The 17,805-nt window shown below is 62.6% G+C and carries 24 protein-coding genes; 10 read left to right on the top strand and 14 right to left on the bottom strand.

Annotated features, from left to right (window positions below):
- Positions 1-1,188 (bottom strand): amino acid ABC transporter permease, encoded by a 1,188-nt coding sequence (locus LB525_RS11260; RefSeq protein WP_224544663.1) that lies wholly within the window; start codon positions 1,186-1,188, stop codon positions 1-3.
- 62 nt (positions 1,189-1,250) lie between these two features.
- On the bottom strand, positions 1,251-2,279 hold the full coding sequence (locus LB525_RS11255; protein ID WP_095768427.1) for an amino acid ABC transporter substrate-binding protein: 1,029 nt from the start codon (positions 2,277-2,279) through the stop codon (positions 1,251-1,253).
- A 467-nt stretch (positions 2,280-2,746) separates the two neighbouring features.
- On the opposite strand from LB525_RS11255, the gene LB525_RS11250 reads away from it, so the two are divergent.
- From LB525_RS11250 to LB525_RS11230, 5 genes are all read left to right on the top strand, one after another.
- The gene (locus LB525_RS11250) at positions 2,747-3,919 is read left to right on the top strand and encodes a cystathionine beta-lyase (RefSeq protein WP_224544662.1); all 1,173 of its coding nucleotides are present in this window, start codon (positions 2,747-2,749) and stop codon (positions 3,917-3,919) included.
- A gap of 144 nt (positions 3,920-4,063) precedes the next feature.
- A complete protein-coding gene (locus LB525_RS11245; RefSeq protein ID WP_224544661.1) occupies positions 4,064-4,762 on the top strand; it encodes an RNA polymerase sigma factor in 699 nt (232 codons plus the stop codon).
- Positions 4,763-4,854: 92 nt separating this feature from the next.
- Entirely contained in the window at positions 4,855-5,379 is a 525-nt protein-coding gene (locus tag LB525_RS11240) for a DUF4142 domain-containing protein (RefSeq protein WP_224544660.1), read from the top strand.
- Positions 5,376-5,762, top strand: a complete 387-nt coding sequence (locus LB525_RS11235) for a cupredoxin family copper-binding protein (protein WP_224544659.1) — start codon at positions 5,376-5,378, stop codon at positions 5,760-5,762. The genes LB525_RS11240 and LB525_RS11235 overlap by 4 nt, the downstream gene beginning before the upstream one ends.
- A 310-nt stretch (positions 5,763-6,072) precedes the next feature.
- Entirely contained in the window at positions 6,073-7,158 is a 1,086-nt protein-coding gene (locus tag LB525_RS11230; RefSeq protein WP_224544658.1) for an HPP family protein, read from the top strand.
- Between the two features lie 99 nt (positions 7,159-7,257).
- Here LB525_RS11230 and LB525_RS11225 read toward each other — a convergent pair whose 3' ends face one another.
- Positions 7,258-8,481: an anion transporter gene (locus tag LB525_RS11225; RefSeq protein ID WP_140840747.1), complete on the bottom strand. Its 1,224-nt coding sequence runs from the start codon at positions 8,479-8,481 to the stop codon at positions 7,258-7,260.
- Positions 8,482-9,156: 675 nt separating this feature from the next.
- Positions 9,157-9,321, bottom strand: coding sequence for a DUF3309 family protein (locus LB525_RS11220; protein ID WP_095768421.1), 165 nt, complete (start codon positions 9,319-9,321; stop codon positions 9,157-9,159).
- 202 nt (positions 9,322-9,523) lie between these two features.
- On the opposite strand from LB525_RS11220, the gene LB525_RS11215 reads away from it, so the two are divergent.
- From LB525_RS11215 to LB525_RS11200, 4 genes are all read left to right on the top strand, one after another.
- Positions 9,524-9,691 (top strand): Thivi_2564 family membrane protein, encoded by a 168-nt coding sequence (locus LB525_RS11215; RefSeq protein WP_095768420.1) that lies wholly within the window; start codon positions 9,524-9,526, stop codon positions 9,689-9,691.
- 60 nt (positions 9,692-9,751) lie between these two features.
- Positions 9,752-10,045, top strand: coding sequence for a hypothetical protein (locus LB525_RS11210; RefSeq protein ID WP_411962415.1), 294 nt, complete (start codon positions 9,752-9,754; stop codon positions 10,043-10,045).
- 120 nt (positions 10,046-10,165) lie between these two features.
- Positions 10,166-10,606, top strand: a complete 441-nt coding sequence (locus LB525_RS11205; protein ID WP_224544657.1) for a GFA family protein — start codon at positions 10,166-10,168, stop codon at positions 10,604-10,606.
- Between the two features lie 548 nt (positions 10,607-11,154).
- Complete coding sequence (locus LB525_RS11200; RefSeq protein ID WP_095768417.1) at positions 11,155-11,700, top strand: hypothetical protein; 546 nt, start codon at positions 11,155-11,157, stop codon at positions 11,698-11,700.
- Positions 11,701-11,726: 26 nt separating this feature from the next.
- Here LB525_RS11200 and LB525_RS11195 read toward each other — a convergent pair whose 3' ends face one another.
- Positions 11,727-11,987 (bottom strand): hypothetical protein, encoded by a 261-nt coding sequence (locus LB525_RS11195; RefSeq protein WP_224544656.1) that lies wholly within the window; start codon positions 11,985-11,987, stop codon positions 11,727-11,729.
- Between the two features lie 171 nt (positions 11,988-12,158).
- Between LB525_RS11195 and LB525_RS11190 the strand changes: the two genes are divergently transcribed.
- Positions 12,159-12,353, top strand: a complete 195-nt coding sequence (locus LB525_RS11190) for a hypothetical protein (RefSeq protein WP_140840737.1) — start codon at positions 12,159-12,161, stop codon at positions 12,351-12,353.
- Between the two features lie 112 nt (positions 12,354-12,465).
- On the opposite strand, the gene msrA is transcribed toward LB525_RS11190, so the two are convergent.
- From msrA to LB525_RS11145, 9 genes are all read right to left on the bottom strand, one after another.
- Positions 12,466-12,987: a peptide-methionine (S)-S-oxide reductase MsrA gene (msrA, locus tag LB525_RS11185; protein WP_095768415.1), complete on the bottom strand. Its 522-nt coding sequence runs from the start codon at positions 12,985-12,987 to the stop codon at positions 12,466-12,468.
- A 154-nt stretch (positions 12,988-13,141) separates the two neighbouring features.
- Positions 13,142-13,462, bottom strand: a complete 321-nt coding sequence (locus LB525_RS11180) for a hypothetical protein (protein WP_140840735.1) — start codon at positions 13,460-13,462, stop codon at positions 13,142-13,144.
- Entirely contained in the window at positions 13,462-13,656 is a 195-nt protein-coding gene (locus tag LB525_RS11175) for a hypothetical protein (RefSeq protein WP_224544655.1), read from the bottom strand. The genes LB525_RS11180 and LB525_RS11175 overlap by 1 nt, the downstream gene beginning before the upstream one ends.
- Complete coding sequence (locus tag LB525_RS11170; RefSeq protein ID WP_224544654.1) at positions 13,641-13,880, bottom strand: ABC transporter permease; 240 nt, start codon at positions 13,878-13,880, stop codon at positions 13,641-13,643. Before LB525_RS11170 ends, LB525_RS11175 begins: the two co-directional genes overlap by 16 nt.
- A 109-nt stretch (positions 13,881-13,989) precedes the next feature.
- Complete coding sequence (locus tag LB525_RS11165) at positions 13,990-14,193, bottom strand: hypothetical protein (protein WP_140840730.1); 204 nt, start codon at positions 14,191-14,193, stop codon at positions 13,990-13,992.
- On the bottom strand, positions 14,190-14,933 hold the full coding sequence (locus tag LB525_RS11160) for a glycoside hydrolase family 108 protein (protein WP_224544653.1): 744 nt from the start codon (positions 14,931-14,933) through the stop codon (positions 14,190-14,192). The genes LB525_RS11165 and LB525_RS11160 overlap by 4 nt, the downstream gene beginning before the upstream one ends.
- A 61-nt stretch (positions 14,934-14,994) precedes the next feature.
- Complete coding sequence (locus tag LB525_RS11155) at positions 14,995-15,360, bottom strand: hypothetical protein (RefSeq protein WP_224544652.1); 366 nt, start codon at positions 15,358-15,360, stop codon at positions 14,995-14,997.
- Positions 15,361-15,702: 342 nt separating this feature from the next.
- Positions 15,703-16,059 carry a hypothetical protein gene (locus LB525_RS11150; protein WP_224544651.1) on the bottom strand — a complete coding sequence of 119 codons (357 nt, stop codon included), beginning with the start codon at positions 16,057-16,059 and terminating at the stop codon, positions 15,703-15,705.
- 19 nt (positions 16,060-16,078) lie between these two features.
- On the bottom strand, positions 16,079-17,788 hold the full coding sequence (locus tag LB525_RS11145) for a terminase family protein (protein ID WP_224544650.1): 1,710 nt from the start codon (positions 17,786-17,788) through the stop codon (positions 16,079-16,081).
- Positions 17,789-17,805 lie beyond the last annotated feature (17 nt).

Genomic DNA, 17,805 nt, shown 5'->3' with positions numbered 1-17,805 from the left:
CTACCTCTCCACCAGCGCCATTCTGGCATTGACGATATTCATGACAAAGGACGTCACCAAGCTCAGCACCAGATAGGCGATCATCATGATGAAAACGCCCTCCACCGCCTGCCCGGTCTGATTGAGCACCGTGCCGGCGGTGGCGGTAAGGTCCGGATAGCCGATAGCGATCGCCAGCGAGGAGTTCTTGGTCAGGTTGAGATACTGGCTGGTGAGCGGCGGGATGACTATGCGCATCGCCTGCGGGATGACCACCAGCCGCAGGATCGGACCGGAGCGGAGGCCGAGCGCCGCCGCCGCTTCGCTCTGCCCTTTGTTGACGCCCCTGATGCCGGCGCGCACGATCTCGGCGATGAAGGCCGCCGTGTAGAAGGAGAGCGCCAGCAAGAGCGACAGGAATTCCGGCTTGACCCAGAAGCCACCGGTCAGGTTGAAGGTCGACTGCTTCGGAAAATCGAAGGTGAGCGGCATGCCGCCGAGCAGGAAGGCCAGCACCGGCAGGCCGACGATAAGCGCGACCGATGTCCAGAAGACCGGAAATTGCTGGCCCGTCGCCTTCTGCCGCTGTCGCGCCCTGTGGGCGACGAACCAGACCATTGCAATGGCGAGCAGCAGTGCGACGCCGATCAGCCAGGAGCCATCGCCCCAAACGGCGCGCGGAAAATAGAAGCCGCGCTGGTTGAGGAACGAGCCGAAAGGCAGGTGGATGCTCTCGCGCGGCGGCGGCAGCACGGCCAGCACGCCGGAATACCAGAAGAAGATGACCAGCAGCGGCGGGATGTTGCGGAAGATCTCGACATAGACCGTGCAGATCTTGCGGATCAGCCAGTTCTGCGACAGGCGGCCGATGCCGATGGCGAAGCCCACGATGGTCGCAAGCACGATGCCGGCGGCGGCGACAATGATCGTGTTGAGCAAACCGACGACCAGCGCGCGGAAATAGGTCGAATCAGACGTATAGGCGATCGGCGTGTCGGAAATGTCGAAACCGGCCCTGCTCCTGAGGAAACCGAAGCCCGACGCGATGTGCAGACGCTGGAGGTTTTCGATGACGTTGTGGACGATCCACCAGATCGAACTGAACAGCAGGATCACAACCAGCGTCTGAAAGAACAGGCTGCGTATTCTCGGGTCATTGATGAAGGAGCCGCGACTCGGCTCCTCGCGAAGGATTTCCTGCGAAGCCATGGACCGTCCTCTGGAAAGAGAAACCGGGAGACAGACGACCTGCCTCCCGGATCACGTTTCAATCAGCGGATCGGCGGACCGTATTGCAGGCCGCCCTTGGTCCACAGCGCGTTGATGCCGCGCGCGATCTTGAGCGGGCTGCCCGAGCCGACATTGCGCTCAAACATTTCGCCGTAGTTGCCGACAGCCTTGACGATGTTGACGACAAAGTCGTTGGAGAGGCCGAGATCGGCGCCATACTTGCCGTCCGGTTCAGTGCCGAGAAGGCGCTGGATGTTCGGGTCGGTCGACGCCTTCATCTCATCGACATTGGCCTGCGTGATGCCTGCTTCCTCGGCGTTGAGCAGCGCGAAATACGTCCAGCGCGCGATATGCGCCCACTGGTCATCGCCCTGGCGCACGGCCGGGCCGAGCGGCTCCTTGGAGATGATCTCGGGCAGCACGACATGGTCGGCCGGCGAGGAGAGCGTCAGACGGATACCATAGAGGCCGGACTGGTCTGTGGTGTAAGCATCGCAGCGGCCGGCGTCATAGGCGGCGTTGACCTCTTCAAGCTTCTCGAACACGACGGGGTTGTACTCCATCTTGTTCTTCTTGAAGTAGTCGGCGAGATTGAGCTCGGTGGTGGTGCCGCTCTGCACGCACACGGCGGCGCCCGAAAGCTGCAGCGCGGAATTCACGCCGGGCAGCTTCTTGGCGTTGATCATGAAGCCCTGGCCGTCATAGTAGGTGATGCCGACAAAATCGAGGCCGAGCGCGCTGTCGCGGTTGCTGGTCCAGGTGGTGTTGCGCGACAGGATGTCGATCTCGCCCGACTGCAAGGCGGTGAAACGCTCCTTGGCGCTGAGCGGCGTGAACTTGACTTTGGAGCCGTCACCGAAGACAGCGGCCGCAACGGCGCGACAGAAGTCCGCGTCGATGCCCTTCCAGTCGCCCTTGTCGTCCGGCGCCGAGAAGCCGGCGAGGCCGGTCGAGACGCCGCACTGGATAAAGCCCTTCTGCTTCACGGTATCGAGCGTGCCGGCCGAGGCGGCAGACGCCATGAACCCGAGCGCGGCGACGCCAAGAATGCCGATTGCAATGTGTTTCATGACCCACAGACCCTTTTCTGTTACAGGCGCCCCTATTGCCAGGCGACGCTTGATCTTTTTTCGTTTGTGAATGCAGCTCCCACTCCAAGGCCCACTCCCGGGACCCGCATCGGTTGCCGATGCGCTGCCTCCCATTCACGAAACGCATCGAAGGCGATTATTCCTGTGAGGTCAAGGGAAATGACCGATTCCAGGGAGGTTTGGAAAGCAATTGGCGCAAATGCCTGAATTGCGGACAAGAGCACATGAAACCGGCAGGCCGTGCGAACAAATCAGCCAAGTCGCGCCGTCGCGAATCCGTGGTCCGGCGATAGAATCCGCTGCGGCACTAGCGGTGCTCTACTGGGCTTGTGCGCCTTTGGATTGGCCCAGCGGAAGACCGGCTTTTGGCGGGCCGGGCGCGGTTGCGCCGGCTTTGCCGCCGCTTTATGGCTGGTCCCCTGACATCATTCGATAGGCGACGAACCATGGCTAGAGACGGCATCGAGATGGGCATCAACACGCTGCTTGCCCATTCCGGCAACAACCCGCGCGACTATTTCGGCTTCGTCAACCCGCCGGTCGTGCATGCCTCGACAGTGCTTTATCCCGACGCCGCTTCGATGGCTGGGCGCAGCCAGAAATACACTTACGGCACCCGCGGCACCCCGACGATGGACGCGCTGACGCTCGCCGTCGATGCGCTGGAAGGCTCGGCCGGCACGATCGCGGTGCCTTCCGGACTGGCGGCGGTGACGGTGCCGCTGCTCACCTTCCTTGCCGCGGGCGATCACTTGTTGATCGTCGACAGCGTCTACCACCCGACGCGCCACTTCGCCGACACGATGCTGAAGCGGCTCGGCGTCGAGATCGAATATTACGAGCCGCGCATCGGCGCCGGCATCGCTTCGCTGATCAAGCCAAACACAAAGGTGGTGTTCACCGAATCGCCGGGATCGAACACTTATGAGGTGCAAGACATCCCGGCGATCTCCAAGGCGGCACATGCGGCGAACGCCATCGTCATGATGGACAACACCTGGGCGACACCGCTCTATTTCAAGCCGCTCGACCATGGCGTCGACATCTCGATCCACGCGGCGACGAAATATCCGGCCGGTCATTCCGACGTGCTGCTCGGCCTGGTTTCGGCCAACGAAGCCTGCTGGACAAAGCTTTATGATGGGTTTTGCGCGTTGGGCTGCTGTTCCGGTCCCGACGATATCTACCAAGTGCTGCGCGGCCTGCGCACGATGGGCGTGCGGCTCGAGCATCACCGCAAGAGCGCGCTCGACATCGCGCGCTGGCTGGAGGAGCAGCCTGGCATCGCGCAGGTGCTGCATCCGGCGCTGGAAAGCCATCCCGACCATGCGCTCTGGAAGCGCGATTTCTGCGGCTCGAGCGGAGTCTTCTCGATCGTGCTCAACAGCGGCGGCCAGAAGGCCCAGCACGCCTTTCTCGACGCGCTCAAGATCTTCGGCCTCGGTTATTCCTGGGGCGGCTATGAAAGCCTCGCCGTTCCGGTCTTCCTCGGCGACCGCATGCTTGCCAGAGGCTCGTATGCCGGCTCGCTGATCCGTCTGCAGGTCGGGCTCGAGGATGTCGAAGATCTCAAGACCGACATTCTGCGCGGACTCGCGGCGGCCGCCGCAGCCGGATGACAGGATGATCGGCACGGAATCCGCACCGGCGGCAGACAAGCCCCGGTCGAAGCGGTAGCATGGGGCCGTGCAGCCAGCTCGGGAACCTTTTGTCGGCAGGCGCATCCAACCGTGGATGCAACATCTGTCGGGAGATCGGGCGCGATGATAAAGCCCGCCATCGAAACCGCCGAGGTCGGTACGACCGAAGCCGGCGACATGGCATTGGTTCGCCGGGCGCTTGCGCGCGATCCGAATGCGTTCCGTGCCATCATCAAGACGTACAACCAGCGACTCTACCGCATCGCGCGCGGCGTGGTGCGAAACGACGCGGAGGCCGAGGACATCGTGCAGGAGGCCTATTTGCGCGCCTTCGCCAGTCTCAGCAGCTTTCGCGGCGAGGCTTCGCTCTCCACCTGGCTGTCGCGCATCGTCATCAACGAAGCGCTCGGCCGGCTGCGCAAGCGCAAGCGCGTCGCGGTCATGCATGAGAACCCGGAGGCGCAGATTATCCGGTTTCCCTTGAATCCAACCGACTTGAACCGAGGCGACGATCCGGAGCGGACGATGGCGCAGCGGCAGATTCTGAGGCTTGTCGAACGGGCGACCGACAGCCTCCCCGATGTCTATCGCACCGTCTTCGTCGCCCGCGTCATCGAGGGCCTGAGCATCGAGGAAACCGCCGATTTTCTCGGCGTGAGGCCCGAGACGGTGAAGACCAGGCTGCACCGGGCGCGAACGCTGGTGCGAAAGGCACTGGACGACGAGATCGGTCCGGTGCTGCTCGACGCCTTCCCCTTTGCAGGCCGGCGTTGCGAGCGGCTGACGCAGGCGGTGATGAAAAGGCTGGATTTCGAGCTCTAACTTCCCGGGAACGTTTCGACGCGTCCGGCATCCAATCTACCGTCAACCTCAAATGAAGCCCGAGGCAAGCGCCGTCGGGCAAAGGAGATGCCATGTTCATGCGATTAACCGCCGCCCTCGCCGCCCTTTCCTTCGTGAGCACGGCGCCGCTGGCGCTAGCCGCCGAAAAGCCCACCGATCCGCAGATCGCCCACATTGCCTATACGGCCGGCACGCTCGACATCGAAGCGGCCAAGCTGGCGATCAAGAAGTCCAAGAACAAGGAGGTCGTCGACTTCGCCAAAGACATGGAGCGCGACCACGAGGCGGTGAACAAGCAGGCGCTCGAGCTCGTGAAGAAGCTGAAGGTCACGCCCGAGGACAACGACACCAGCAAGGCCCTGACCAAGGCTGCGAAGGAAGAGGACGCCAAGCTGGCGAAGCTCAAGGGTGCCGCCTTCGACAAGGCCTATATTGAGAACGAAGTGGCCTATCACAAACAGGTCAACGGCGCGCTCGAAACCTTGCTCATCCCCTCGGCCAGCAATGCTGAGCTGAAGAGCCTGCTGGAGACCGGCCTCAAGGTTTTCCAGGGACATCAGCAGCATGCCGAACACGTCGCCGGCATGTTGAAATGAGGCCGCTTTTGCTTTGTTTTGAGGCAATTCCTGACGGAAGGCTACGGCGAAGTCGCTGCGCCCAATCGTTCCACACTTTTCCAGGAATTGCTCCGGTCACCCTAGCACTGGCGCTCATCGCATCGCCGGCGTTCGCGGCGTCGATCGAGATAACGATCGACAAGCTGGTCTTCTCGCCCGCAAACATTCAGGCCAAGGTCGGCGATACGATCGAGTGGACGAATAAGGATGTGATCGCCCACACCGCGACAGTGAAAGGCGGCTGGGACGTGATGATCCCCGCAAAGTCGAAGGGCAAGATTACGCTGAAGGCGGCGGGGACAGCGGACTATTTCTGCCGCTTCCATCCCAACATGAAGGGCCATGTCGAGGTGGCGCCCTAGCTATCCGAGAGCGAGGCGCGCGCAGCGCCTCGCTTGACCTTGCAGCAATCCCATGCCGAAAGCAGCCTCAGCGCCACGCGCCGCATTCGTACAATTTCATTCGGGCGAATTGTCGAACCGACTCTGCAAACCGTCGTAAAGGCTTGGCGCGATTGAGAAAGCCGAGGCCGCTGGCGGCGCGTCCGGCGCGGATCGCTGTGCAATAATATTCTCTTCAGCGGCGAATCTACGGATTGGTTTGGCTTTCAAATCCGCGGCTTCAGCGGCATTGCGGGCAACGCAATTCCACCTCTTCGATCAAGGGCCTGCCATGGCGTTTCGCCTTTTCGTTCCGATCCTTGCCGGTGCGACGCTTCGCGAACGGCTGCTTGCCTGCATCGGCGCTACCATCGGTATCGCGCTCACCGGCATGATTAGCGGGCTCGCCATGGGTAGCGGCCCGCTTGTGGCGATGCTGGTGGCGCCAATGGGCGCTTCGGCAGTGCTGCTCTTTGCCGTTCCCTCGAGCCCGCTGGCGCAGCCCTGGTCGATCATCGGCGGCAACACGATTTCGGCGCTGGTTGGCGTGACCGTGGCGCATTTTGTGCATGACACGGTGGTCGCCTCCGGCCTAGCGGTGGCGCTGGCGATCGCCGCCATGTCGTTCACGCGCTCGTTGCACCCGCCGGGCGGCGCAGCGGCGCTTACCGGCGTGCTCGGCGGGCCGGCCGTCGCCGCTGCGGGCTTCCTGTTTCCCTTCGTGCCGGTAGCACTCAACTCGACCATCCTGGTTGCGCTCGGCTTCCTTTTCCACAAGCTGTCGCGGCGCAACTATCCCCATGTGCACGTGCCCGCCGCCCGCGGCCACGGCACCGCCGACCGGCCGCCGGCCGAGCGCGTCGGCTTCCGGCCCGAGGATGTCGACGCCGCCCTCTCGGCGCTCGACGAGACCTTCGACATCGACCGTGACGACCTGGAGCGCCTGCTGCGCCAGGTCGAGTTGCAGGCCATGGTGCGCTCGCAGCGTACGCTGCTTTGCAAAGACATCATGTCGCGCGATGTGATCTCCGTGGCGGAAAAGGCGTCGGCCGACGACGCGCGCAAACAGCTGATCGACCACAACATCCGCACCTTGCCGGTGATCGACGCGGACGGACGGCTCTCCGGCGCGGTCGGTCTGCGCGAGCTGACAAGGGCGACCGACACGGTCAAAGGGGTGATGTCTAAGGCCGGCACAGCCTCACCCGACACCCCGGCGATGAGTCTGCTGCCGGTGCTGACCGACGGCCGCAGCCATGCCGTGGTGATCGTCGATGCCGAGCGGCGCATCCTCGGCCTGATCACCCAGACCGACCTGCTCGCGGCCGCCGCACGCCTGCAGCAGGCAGACAGGGCGCCGTTGAAGGCGGTGGCCTAAGCAAGGCTCACCCCCGCAAGCCGACTGCCAGGTCGAGACGCTGCCGCCGGTCATGTCGCCGCGGCGCCCTCGATCAGGCGGTCCGAAGGGACAGCGTCTTCAGGCCCAGGCTAGCCAGGCGGTGCCGGCAAGAAGCGTCACCAGCGTCAGCGGCAGGCCGACCTTAAAGAAAGCCGAGAAGGAAAGCTCCTTGCCGGCAGCTTTTGCCTGCTCGGCGACGATCAGATTGGCAACCGAGCCGAGCAGCGTGAAATTGCCGGCAAGCGTCGAGCTCATCGCCACGACCAGCCAGGCGCGCGCCGGGTTTTCCAGCCCAGGAACGAAGGGCCGGAGCGCCAGCACCGCCGGCACATTGCTCATGATGTTGGAAAGCACCGCGGTGAAGCCGGAGAGCCGCCAGACATCGTCGAGTCCGATGTTCTTGGCCCAGGCGATCATGTCGGGCGTGAGCAAGGTGCGCTCGGCACCCGCCACCACCACGAACAAGCCGGCGAACATGAAGAGCAGCGGTCCGTCGATCTCGCGGTAAATGCGCCGCGGCTTGATTGCCCGCGTGACCAGCAGGAAGGCGCCGGCAATGAGCGCCGCCTTCGCGACGGGAACGCCGGCGAAGAAGGCGAGCGCCAGCAACACGCACACGATGGTGGCCTTCAGGACCTGCCCGGGCAGCATGCGGCCGCGATAGACTTCCGGGCTGAGCTCGGCAGGGCGGGAGAATTCGGCCCGGTAGACGATGCGCACGATGACGATGACGCAGAGCAGACCGAACAGCGCCACCGGCGCGAGCGCCAGCGTGAAAGCCGGATAGGAAATGCCGGACAGCGCACCGATCACCATGTTCTGCGGGTTGCCTGTGATGGTGGCGACGCTGCCGCAGTTCGAGGCCGTGCAGGTAGCGATGAGGTAAGGCACCGGGTTGCGGTTGATGACTCGTGTGACGTGCACGACGATCGGCGCCATCACCAGGCAGATCGCGTCATTGACCAGGAAGGCCGAGAGCGCGCCGGTCAGCAGCGTCACCATTACCAAAAGCATGAAGGGCGCGTGGGCATGCTCGATGGCAAAGCCGCCGAGCGCCCGAAACGCGCCCGAGACCTTCAGATGCGCCACGACGATCATCATGCCGAGCAGCAAGGTTATGGTGTCGAAATTGATGGCTCTGTAGGCATCCTCGATGCCGATCGCGCCGATTGCGATCATGGCGGCGCCGCCCAGCAACGCGATGCCGGCGCGGTCGAGCCGCAGGCCCGGAATACGGCCGACGGCGACGCCGGCATAGGTGAGCACGAGGATGAAAAGCGCGCCCGCGCCGGTCCATGTCATTGCAAGAAGGTTCCCTTTGCGTGCCCTGATCCGTCGACGCATCGGGCGGCACCACATTTAACAACGCCAGCGCAAAGGGAAAGCGCACAAGCGCGTGAAAGCCTTATGTCGCTTTCTCGCCTTTCACATTCATAAACCCTAATGTAAAGAATAGTGAATTAACATATGTGACCGATAATCCAGGCGTTGGGGACTAAACGGATGAACACGGTCGTTGAGGCGGAACATGGCGTCCCGTCACGGGAGGAACTGATGCGTCCGCAGGAATGCTCCCGCTGTCACGGGGCCAAGAAGGTTTTCGTTTGCGCGCGCTGGCTGAGCTCGAACGGCCATTGCTGCCCAGAGGGCACGCACCGGCTGAATTGTCCGGGACACAGTATAGTGTGCCTCGAATGCAGTGGGCGCGAGGGCTAGCGGGATTCGCGGATCGGCCGCCGGTCGACCGCAACGCCGCCGAATCCTGTTCGGTGGCAGCAATGGTCATCTGACTGCGATGCGCCCTGCGACGGCAAATGCTTCCGCTCCTTGCCGTCGTCGCGCTGATCGCCGCCTAGCCCGCCAAAACTAGCCGAAACGCAGATCGGGAACCGCGACGCCAGCCGCGAGGCAATCGCCCGGCGGCGAAGCTGAGGGACGCGCTGGCGACACTCTGAGGCCTGGTCGCATCGTGGGCCGTCAGATGCGGCCGAGCAACACCAGGATGATCACGATGACCAGGACGAGTCCGAGGCCGCCGCCGCCATAATAGCCGGTGCCGTAGAAAGGCCCTCCGCCTAAGCCGCTGAAGCCGCCAAGCAGGGCAAGAATGAGAATGATGATGAGAATCGTGCCGAGGCCCATGGTTTCTTCCTCTCTGACAGTGCGATCCCGCGCATTGCTATCGAGGAAGTGAACTCGCAAGCCGCGCGCATGTTCCGCCGACGTCGAAGCCGGCTTCTGCTTTCGGACGACACGATCGGTGGCTCAATCCGCTTGGAACCATTTCGCAGCCGGCAACGTTGGAGCCTGCCCATCCGGGCAATCTTGATAAGAAGGCAGGCAAATGGGCGTATCGATCCTTATCGGCATATTGATCACTTTCCTGGTGGTGATCCTGGTGCTTTACCTCGTGCAACGCCTGCCGCTCGATGCCCGCGCGCGCCAGATCGCGCAGATCATCGTCATCATCATCGGAATCGTTTCGCTGCTCAAATATCTTGCGGTGTTCTAGCCGCGGTCGATATTCGACACCCGGAAACTTCAAAAACCTGGCGTCCCCATGAGAACCCTGTTGATCGCACTTGCCGCAGGCAAAACATTGTGCGCCGGCCCAATGTTGTGCACCATGAACGCCGCCTACGCCCGGCCGGACACACGCGCGATGACTTGCGAGCAGACGCAGATGCTGATCAAAAGTGATCGTGCCGTGGTCTTGAGCACAGGCGCGGACACTTATGACCGATTCGTTCGGCAATTCGGCAATGAGTGCGACTGGCCGGAAGTGCCTGTGTCGACGACTGTTCCCACCAAGGACGGCGAGTGCCGCGTCTATCGGTGCGAGGAGCCGATCAACCTCCCCGACTGACCGTGCTTCTTGCACGCAGGCGTGGAACCATCGCAACTTGTTGCGGGTTTTAGCAGCGGGCAGCGGGACCTGCCGGGGCGAGCGAAATTGGCTCTGTGCATAGCCGCAGGAGGAACAGCAATGCCTGAAATCGCGCGCAGCGGGAGTTGCCTGTGTGGCGGGGTGCAGTTCCGCGTCACTGGGGAGCCGCTCCGGGTCGGCCTCTGTCACTGCAAGGACTGCCGCAAGACAAGCGGATCGGCCTTCCATGCCTACGCCGTATGGCCGCTAAAAGCGTTCGAAACCACCGGCATCACCAGCAGCTATGGCGCTCGGAGCTTTTGCCCCACCTGCGGAAGCCGCGTTCCGTTCGTTGACGACGACGAGGCCGAAGTGACGATCGGTAGCCTGGACGTTGCGCCAACCGAAGGGCTGGTGCCGAGCTATGAACTCTGGATCGGACGCCGCGAGCCCTGGTTGCAGGCCCTGCCCACGGCGCGCCAGTTCGAGCATGACCGAATCGCCGATGATTCGGCCGCAAGCGCTGAAGCCGACCTGGAGCCGCGGCAAAGACTGGCTTAGGTTGATCTCTTGGCAGACTTTAGTCTGAACGACAGAGACCTTCAGTCTGGTGACGGCTTCGGACGTCCGGGAGGACGCCCAGCCGCGGATTGATATGCGCGGGCTTTTCTCGAAGTTTCGCGTTTTTCAACCACCGGTCGGTTTGCCGGTCAATCGGCTGACGCTAGCATTTAGATATGCTGCAAATATGAGGCGGCAAGCCGGCTTGGCTCCCTGCAGCAGCACGCAAAGAGTTTTATTCTTTTTACAAAATATAAGAATTTTCAACCATGCCTCTTGCGGAAATACAGCCTTGGGGTTGTTTCGCCTGCTTGTCCGCCGCGTTTTCGCGTAAAACGCCAAGCGGCAGTTGCAACATCAAAGTGAAAATTCTTTCGGCTCGAGAAATTTTTCTTCGCCGTCTTTCCGGTTATATCAGCATGACATCCCCGAATTGCCAGTGGCAGCAAGTCTTATGACTTCCGGCCTTGTACAAAAGGCCATGTTTGTTTCTTACCGTTTTTGCGACATAGTGCTGCCAAAGCTTGAAACCGGACGGGGCGGTTTTCATGACGTCGGCGCCTGAACACGGCCGCAACATGCACATGCGGTATCCACCGATCGACGGGTTCTGGACCTGGGACATCAAGCGCGACCGCGTTTATGGCGACGCCAATCTTTCAGATTATTTCGGTCTGACACTCGATGAGTTCTCTCATGGCGCTTCGCTTGAACGATGCATGCAAAGCATCGATCAGGACGATCGTTCACGGGTTCGGCTGGCGATCCGCAAGGCCGTGGAGCGCAGGTCCGCATTCAGGGAGGTCTATAGGGTCCATTCCGAAAAGATGGGGTTGCGCAAGATCCTGGCCGTCGGCCAATGCTATGTTGACGGGACGGGCGAGGCAGCGCTCTATCCCGGCTGGTTCGTCGATTTGACGGACGACGCCGCGTGCGAAGAGCAGGCGCTGCGCGAGATCCGCAACCATGTCGGGCAAGCCAAGGACCTAGCGCGGTCGATCGGACACGACCTGATGTCCTATCTCCTGGACAACATCGAGGAAGAGGTCGAGCAGCGGCTTAGCGCAAGGCTGGGGAGGCGAAGATCGTCTTGAAGCAGCTTTCGCCGATTGCTCGCGGGTCAATTTCGCTTGCCGCGCCGGCCGACTTCAGCCACGACCATGCGCGCAAAATGCGACTGGGGCGACCGGTGCTCTATGAGCTTGGCCCGCTCCAGGGCTGCATCGCCGTAAAATTCGATCAACACGCCGGCAGCCTTGGCGGCGTCGGCTTTCAATCGGCCGAAATCGGCTTGCCCGCTCTCGCTTGGGGGCTCGCTCCTGGCGATCACGTCAAGCATGGCTTGCAACTTGTCAGGAGTGCTGCCCTCGTCTTCGTGCATGGTCGCCATCCGATTGGGCGCGTAAAATATCGACATTTCCGCGCGATGTCCAACAGCTTCGTTTATCGGGCGTCCTCAGTGCAACCGAGTACAGCTTCACCGCGAGCGAGGCGATAATCTTCGTACAAGCATAGTGAGCCAAACTTACCGCACCGACATTTGGGGGCACCCATGGACCAGCCTAGCAAAATGGAAAACCTGCAATTTGCGCAGGGAATCCTGCGAGAACTTCGCCAGAAGGCGGAGGCCGATGGCGAGAAGCTTCTGACCTACCTGATCGACATGGCTTATCTCGAAGCCAGCGACCGCATCCGCGCCCACTGGATCGGCAACCACGAACACGAAGGCCGCCGAGCCAAGGGCTAAGGCCCGCCGGGCCGGGACAACCAGCCGAAACGCAAAAAAGCCCGCCATGCCTTCCGGCACGGTCGGCAGATCAAAGCGCGTGAAGACTATGTCAACACACCGCGGTCGCTGATTATGACGCGGCCGCCTGTTGACGAACCGGAAGCTTCCAGCCCGGCCGTGCGAAATGGCAGGTGTAGCCGTTGGGATAGCGCTCGAGATAGTCCTGATGCTCGGGCTCGGCTTCCCAGAAGGGCCCGACCGGAGCGAGCTCGGTGACGACCTTGCCAGGCCACAGGCCGGACGCGTCGACATCGGCTATCGTGTCCTCGGCGATCCGTTTCTGTTCATCGCTGGTATAGAAAATCGCCGAGCGATAGCTCGCGCCGATATCGTTGCCCTGGCGGTTTTTCGTCGTCGGATCGTGGATCTGGAAGAAGAATTCGAGCAGCGTGCGGAAGCTGGTCTTGGCCGGATCGAAGATGATCTCGATCGCCTCGGCGTGGGTGCCGTGGTTGCGGTAGGTGGCGTTGGGGACATCGCCGCCGCTGTAGCCCACTCGCGTCGAGATCACGCCGGGCAAGCGCCGGATCAGATCCTGCATGCCCCAGAAGCAGCCGCCGGCAAGGACCGCGCGCTCGGTGGAAGAAGCCATGTCGTACCTCCTTTGGATTGCTCCATAGATAGGCGTTGCGCCTGGATTCTTCCAGCGGCTCGAGCGGGCAAACCGCTGACACCGTGCTCTTGGTATCGTGTGGACGATCTCCCGGTCGATGTCTCGATGCCTGCACGGTGTCGGTCCGCCGCGATCAGGAATCCGGCATTTGTTTGAATCTTCGCACGACCACCTCGAAAACGATGTCCGAGATCCACATGGCCGAGACTCCGATGAGGAAGGCTGCGGCGAGCGTGGTGGTGTCGTCGGCGGCGGGAATTGGCAGGCCGCTTGCCCGGACCCAAGCGACGACAGGCAATGTCAGATAGGCGGCGGCCAAGGCGCCGCAGATGGGCGAGGCAATCATCTCGCGCAGCTTGTAGCGATGGCGCGACAGCGCCCGCAGCACGCCGCCGGCGAGCCCCGCTGCCACGACCTGGCCCTTGATGCCGAGAAGATCGAAGATGTCATGCATCACGGCCTCCAGCCGCAGAGTTTTTCGCCCTTGCGGTTGTGCGCAAGCAGCGCTCTCGCCTCCTGGTCGGACAAGGCATCGACCGCGCTGGCAGAGAGGCGCATCGGCGGCGCGACGGCGCAGAAGCTACCCTTGGCCGTCGTGCAGCCGGCGAGCGCGGCGACGATGGCGGCGACGATCAATCCCTTGCCCATGATTTCAGCTCCTTTCTGACCGCGTCAGCCGGCAAAGCACCGACATCGTTGTCGACCTGGTCGGCGACATCCCGGGCCGCGGCCTCGGCGTCGGCCTGCTTGCTGCGCTCAGCCCTTGCGCCTGCGAGGCGCTGGCGGAAGCCCCAGCCGAGCGCGCCGACAAGGCCGGCGCCGATCGCCAGGATTGACGGATTGGTGAGAAGCCACGCCAGCAGCGCGCTCATAGCAGCGCTCCGATGAGAAGCCCGGCGATAAAGCAGGCGGCGCCGATGACGACATACGGGCTGGCGGCTTCGATACAGGCGGTGAGCAGACCTTTCAGATTTTCCATGGTCAATGCTCCCAGCCGAAGCGGCGCGCGAGCAGATGCCACCACTCGGCCGCGGCGGCGATGGCAAGACCGAGGCCGGTCTCCAGCGCCATTTGAATGTCGGGATCGGCGGAGAACGCCGAGGCGTCGTCGGCGCCCAGAAGGCCGCGCGCGACAAGCACGCCGGCGCAATAGCGCAGGGCGACGCGGATGATGACGGCAGTCATTGGCAGAACACTCCGAAAAGATTGCAGGAAAGATGCGCGGTCCAGGCGATGAGCGAGCCGAGCGCCAGCGCGATGACGCCGGCTACCTTGGAGGGCGATGCGGATTTGTTTGGCAGAGTGGGTGCCTCGCCGGCGGCGGGCAATCCGGCGCCGGCAGGGGTTGCGGCTAATGGAACGTCATCGGGGGATGCAGGCCCCGGCGAAGCGGATCCCTCAGTCGCCGACGGCGCCGCCGACATCAGCAGCGCCTGCCGGCGCACGGAGGCGACTCGGGCGCTCCAGCCCCGGCCGAAGCTCGGCCACGTCGATAGTTTTTTCAGGAAGGCGAGCCGCGCGTCGCACAGCGCATCGATGACGACGCCGGCGGGTTTTGCCCTCACCGCCGCCAGCGTGGCCGGGCCAATGCGGCCATCCTGAACAACGCCGAGCACACCTTGAAGATACTTCGCCGCCCTGCTCGGCCCGCTGTTCACGGCGAAGTCGAAGAGCGCGTAGTCGATGCCGCCGGGGAGTTCGGCGCCGACCACCGCATCCCAGTAGAAGCGCCGGTAGACCGTGGCAACCTGATCGTCTGAGATCCTGCGCAGGTCGGCTTTGGTCGCATCCGCTTTCACGTAGCGGCGGAAATTGGCGAGCGTGACACCTTTCATGGTGGCGCCGCCCGGATCGGCGGGATTGTCCGACCAGCCGCCTTCGGAGGTGAGGACGAGCCAAAGGGCATGCGCAAAGTTGCGGTCCATGGGGGTTCCTTTCCGCTGGGAGGGGCGGGCATGTATGTTTGATGTCGTGGGTAAAAAGGTGCTAAGTTCGCGCAGTATCAGAAGCGGGGAAGCTTAGATGACGTGCGCCTTTATAGGCTCGATCTGCGGCATCGTTTGCGGCGTGATCGCATTCGGTGTATGCGAATATTTTTGGAGCGAAGATGAAGACGACCGCCCGAGCGACAGGCAGGGCTTCAACGATAACCCCCATTCGTTCCCTCCGCCCCTCAAGAGCGTCGAGCGATCCCTGGAATTCATTGACGAGGAAGCGGCCCCACATTGACTTCATGATGCGCCAGCCATCCTGATTGTCGGTCTGCCAAGCTAGCCAGATCTCGATGCGGCCCCTTCTGGTGGCGCCAGGCGAAACGGTGCCCGCCATGTGGATAAAGATGCTGACCCTCACCTCGTCCTCGCCGGCCCTAAGATCTGATACAGGGTCTCCTGGCGTTCGACACCAACATCGACGAAACCCAGCACATAGCCGGCGAAGCCGTAGCCGGGGTTCCGGCATAGCCACCACATCGCGCCATTCCACGCGGTAGCCAGCGATTGGCACCGGGACCCCGTTTGCGAGGAGTAGGCCGTGCCATAGATCGTGTCGTCATCGGTATGCACACAGCACATCACGCCCGGCAACCTGTCCAACTTGAAGGCGGCAGCGATGCCAGCCGATAGCCAGCAAGTGTGGTAGCAGAGCACATAAAGGCCAGTAGAACCGGGGCGGTTAGGCACCAGCGGAGGATCATCATGTCGGTTCACCTGCATCCGCCGTTGCATTGCCTTCCGCCTCTTCTGCCTCACGCCGAGCCTTGATGGCTGCGATGCGAGCCGCTACGTCTGGAAACGCACGGACGGCTGCCGCGGTGTCGCGGACCACCCCGATCTCTGCCGTGCTCACAGGCCCAAAGCCCATCTGAGCGAGGTGGGTGTTCACGAGACCGAACTGCTCGTCCACGTCACCCAATGGGTCTACAATGGTGCGGTGGAACTGCGCCTGTAGCACCTCCCCATCCAGCACCGTCTGCTTCTGCATACGGACTTCCACAGTGCCGTCCTCCTTAGGTGCGATGAGGTCGAGCACCGTCTTCCTTTCGAGCGTCATATGGTTTTCTCCTTATGGGTTAAGCTGTGCGGTAGACGCCACAAACACGAAGGCCCATCCCAAGGGTGGCGTGGCAAAGGCCGTTGGCGAGAGCAGCCGTATTATTTGATGTTGACGCTGCCGTGATGGCTTGTAGTGCGAGAGCACTTGCAGCCGCCACTAGGTTGGCCAACACGGTCACATAGCTGGTGGTTGAGTTGAACCATGCACAGACGAACCGCATACCGTTGGGCGCTGTGGGGCTTGAGGCGAAAGGCAGACCCGCGATGCTTATGGCATTTGCAGCCAGGGTGTTTCCCGATGTTGCGAGGTCAAGTTCCGCAGAGAACCAGCAGACGTTGCCTACCTTGGTGTAGAACCCATTTTGGTTGGTGTAGCTGAACGTACAGCCAGTGGCCGAGTAGGCCGGCGTAAAGGTGCCTTCCTCGTAGTCATCCTGTGTGTTCGGATCGGCGCTGGGGACCTGCGTTACAGGGAACTTGATGCCGCCTCCGGTCAGCACAGGCACGCCCGTAAAGGTCGGCGAGGCCAAGGGCGCAAACGATCCATCCACATAAGCCGTGGTGGCAAGTCGGGTGCTGTTGTTACCGGCCGCTTGCGTCGGTGCCGTAGGGTTGCCGGTAAAGGCGGGACTAGCCTTCGGCGCGAACGTTACGTCCACATACGCCGTGGTGGCGATCTGGGTTGAGTTGGTGCCTGCGGTCGCCGTCGGCGCCGTGGGTGTTCCCGTGAGTGCTGGGCTGGCTTTCGGCGCCAGGCTTGCCACCGCCACGCCGCTGTCCTTCACCAGCTTGCCCGTCGTGCCGTTGAATGTGGCGATGTTGTCGGCCGCGGCCGAGGCCGGCCCTGCCACAAGGCTTCCCACTGCCACGCCACTGTCCTTACCGGCCTTCCCCGTGGTGCCGGCGAAGGTGACGATGTTATCGGTCACCGAGGAGGCCGGGCCTGTGAAGTCACCCACGCCGGTGCCATCCGCGCCCTTGTCGCCAGCGCGGGTGAAGATCAGCCAGATGCCGTCGGTGCTGGTCGGCAAAGTGCCGGCGCCGCTGACATAGGCGAGCGTAAGCTTTCGATAGCGCGTGGCGGCCATCAAATCGTCACGCAGCTTCACCACCTGGCCGTTCTTTCGGTGGAACAGCCTGAATTCCTCAAACCATGCGTGAAGGGTGGAAAACACCTTGAAGCGGCCGGACTGCATGCGGTCGAGCATTTCCATCAGCCCGGCCTCGACCGAAACCGAACCGTCGGCGAAGCGGGCGTGGCTGGTCAGCATGTTCAGCCCGTGGGCGGCATATTGCTTTGCCAGCGCCACACCGGCGCCTTCCAGCGTTTCGCGGCGGCCATCGCGCGGCCAAGCGAAGGGCAGCCAGTCGCCCCAGCCCTTCAGCGCCAGCGCCTGCATCGCCGGCGTCTGCTGCGAAGCCCGGTGAGCTTTCGTCACATAGACGACATCGGCTTCGGTATCCCAGGCCAGCTCGACCGCGGCCGAAGGATGGTCCCAGCCGAAATCGAGCGCGCCGATGCGCGGCCACCAGCGCGGCAATTTGAAGGGCTCACAGGCGATCGTCTCCTCCGCCACCGGGAAGATGCGGCCGGAGCCCAGCACCGGAATGCCTTTCGCGCGCGCCTCGCGCTCGTGCTCGGGAAAGGCAGCGACGATCTCTGCGCGCTGCCCGGGCGAATAATGCCCGGCATCGTCGATGGTCATGAAGGTAACGTGGCGGGACATGGCAAACCTTTCCCTTC

Origin of the sequence: Mesorhizobium sp. CA16 (genome assembly GCF_020165175.1) — a bacterium.
In the GTDB taxonomy this organism is placed as follows: domain Bacteria; phylum Pseudomonadota; class Alphaproteobacteria; order Rhizobiales; family Rhizobiaceae; genus Mesorhizobium.
The sequence above is the reverse complement of the archived record's forward strand: the minus strand, read 5'-3'. Positions and strand labels throughout refer to the sequence as shown.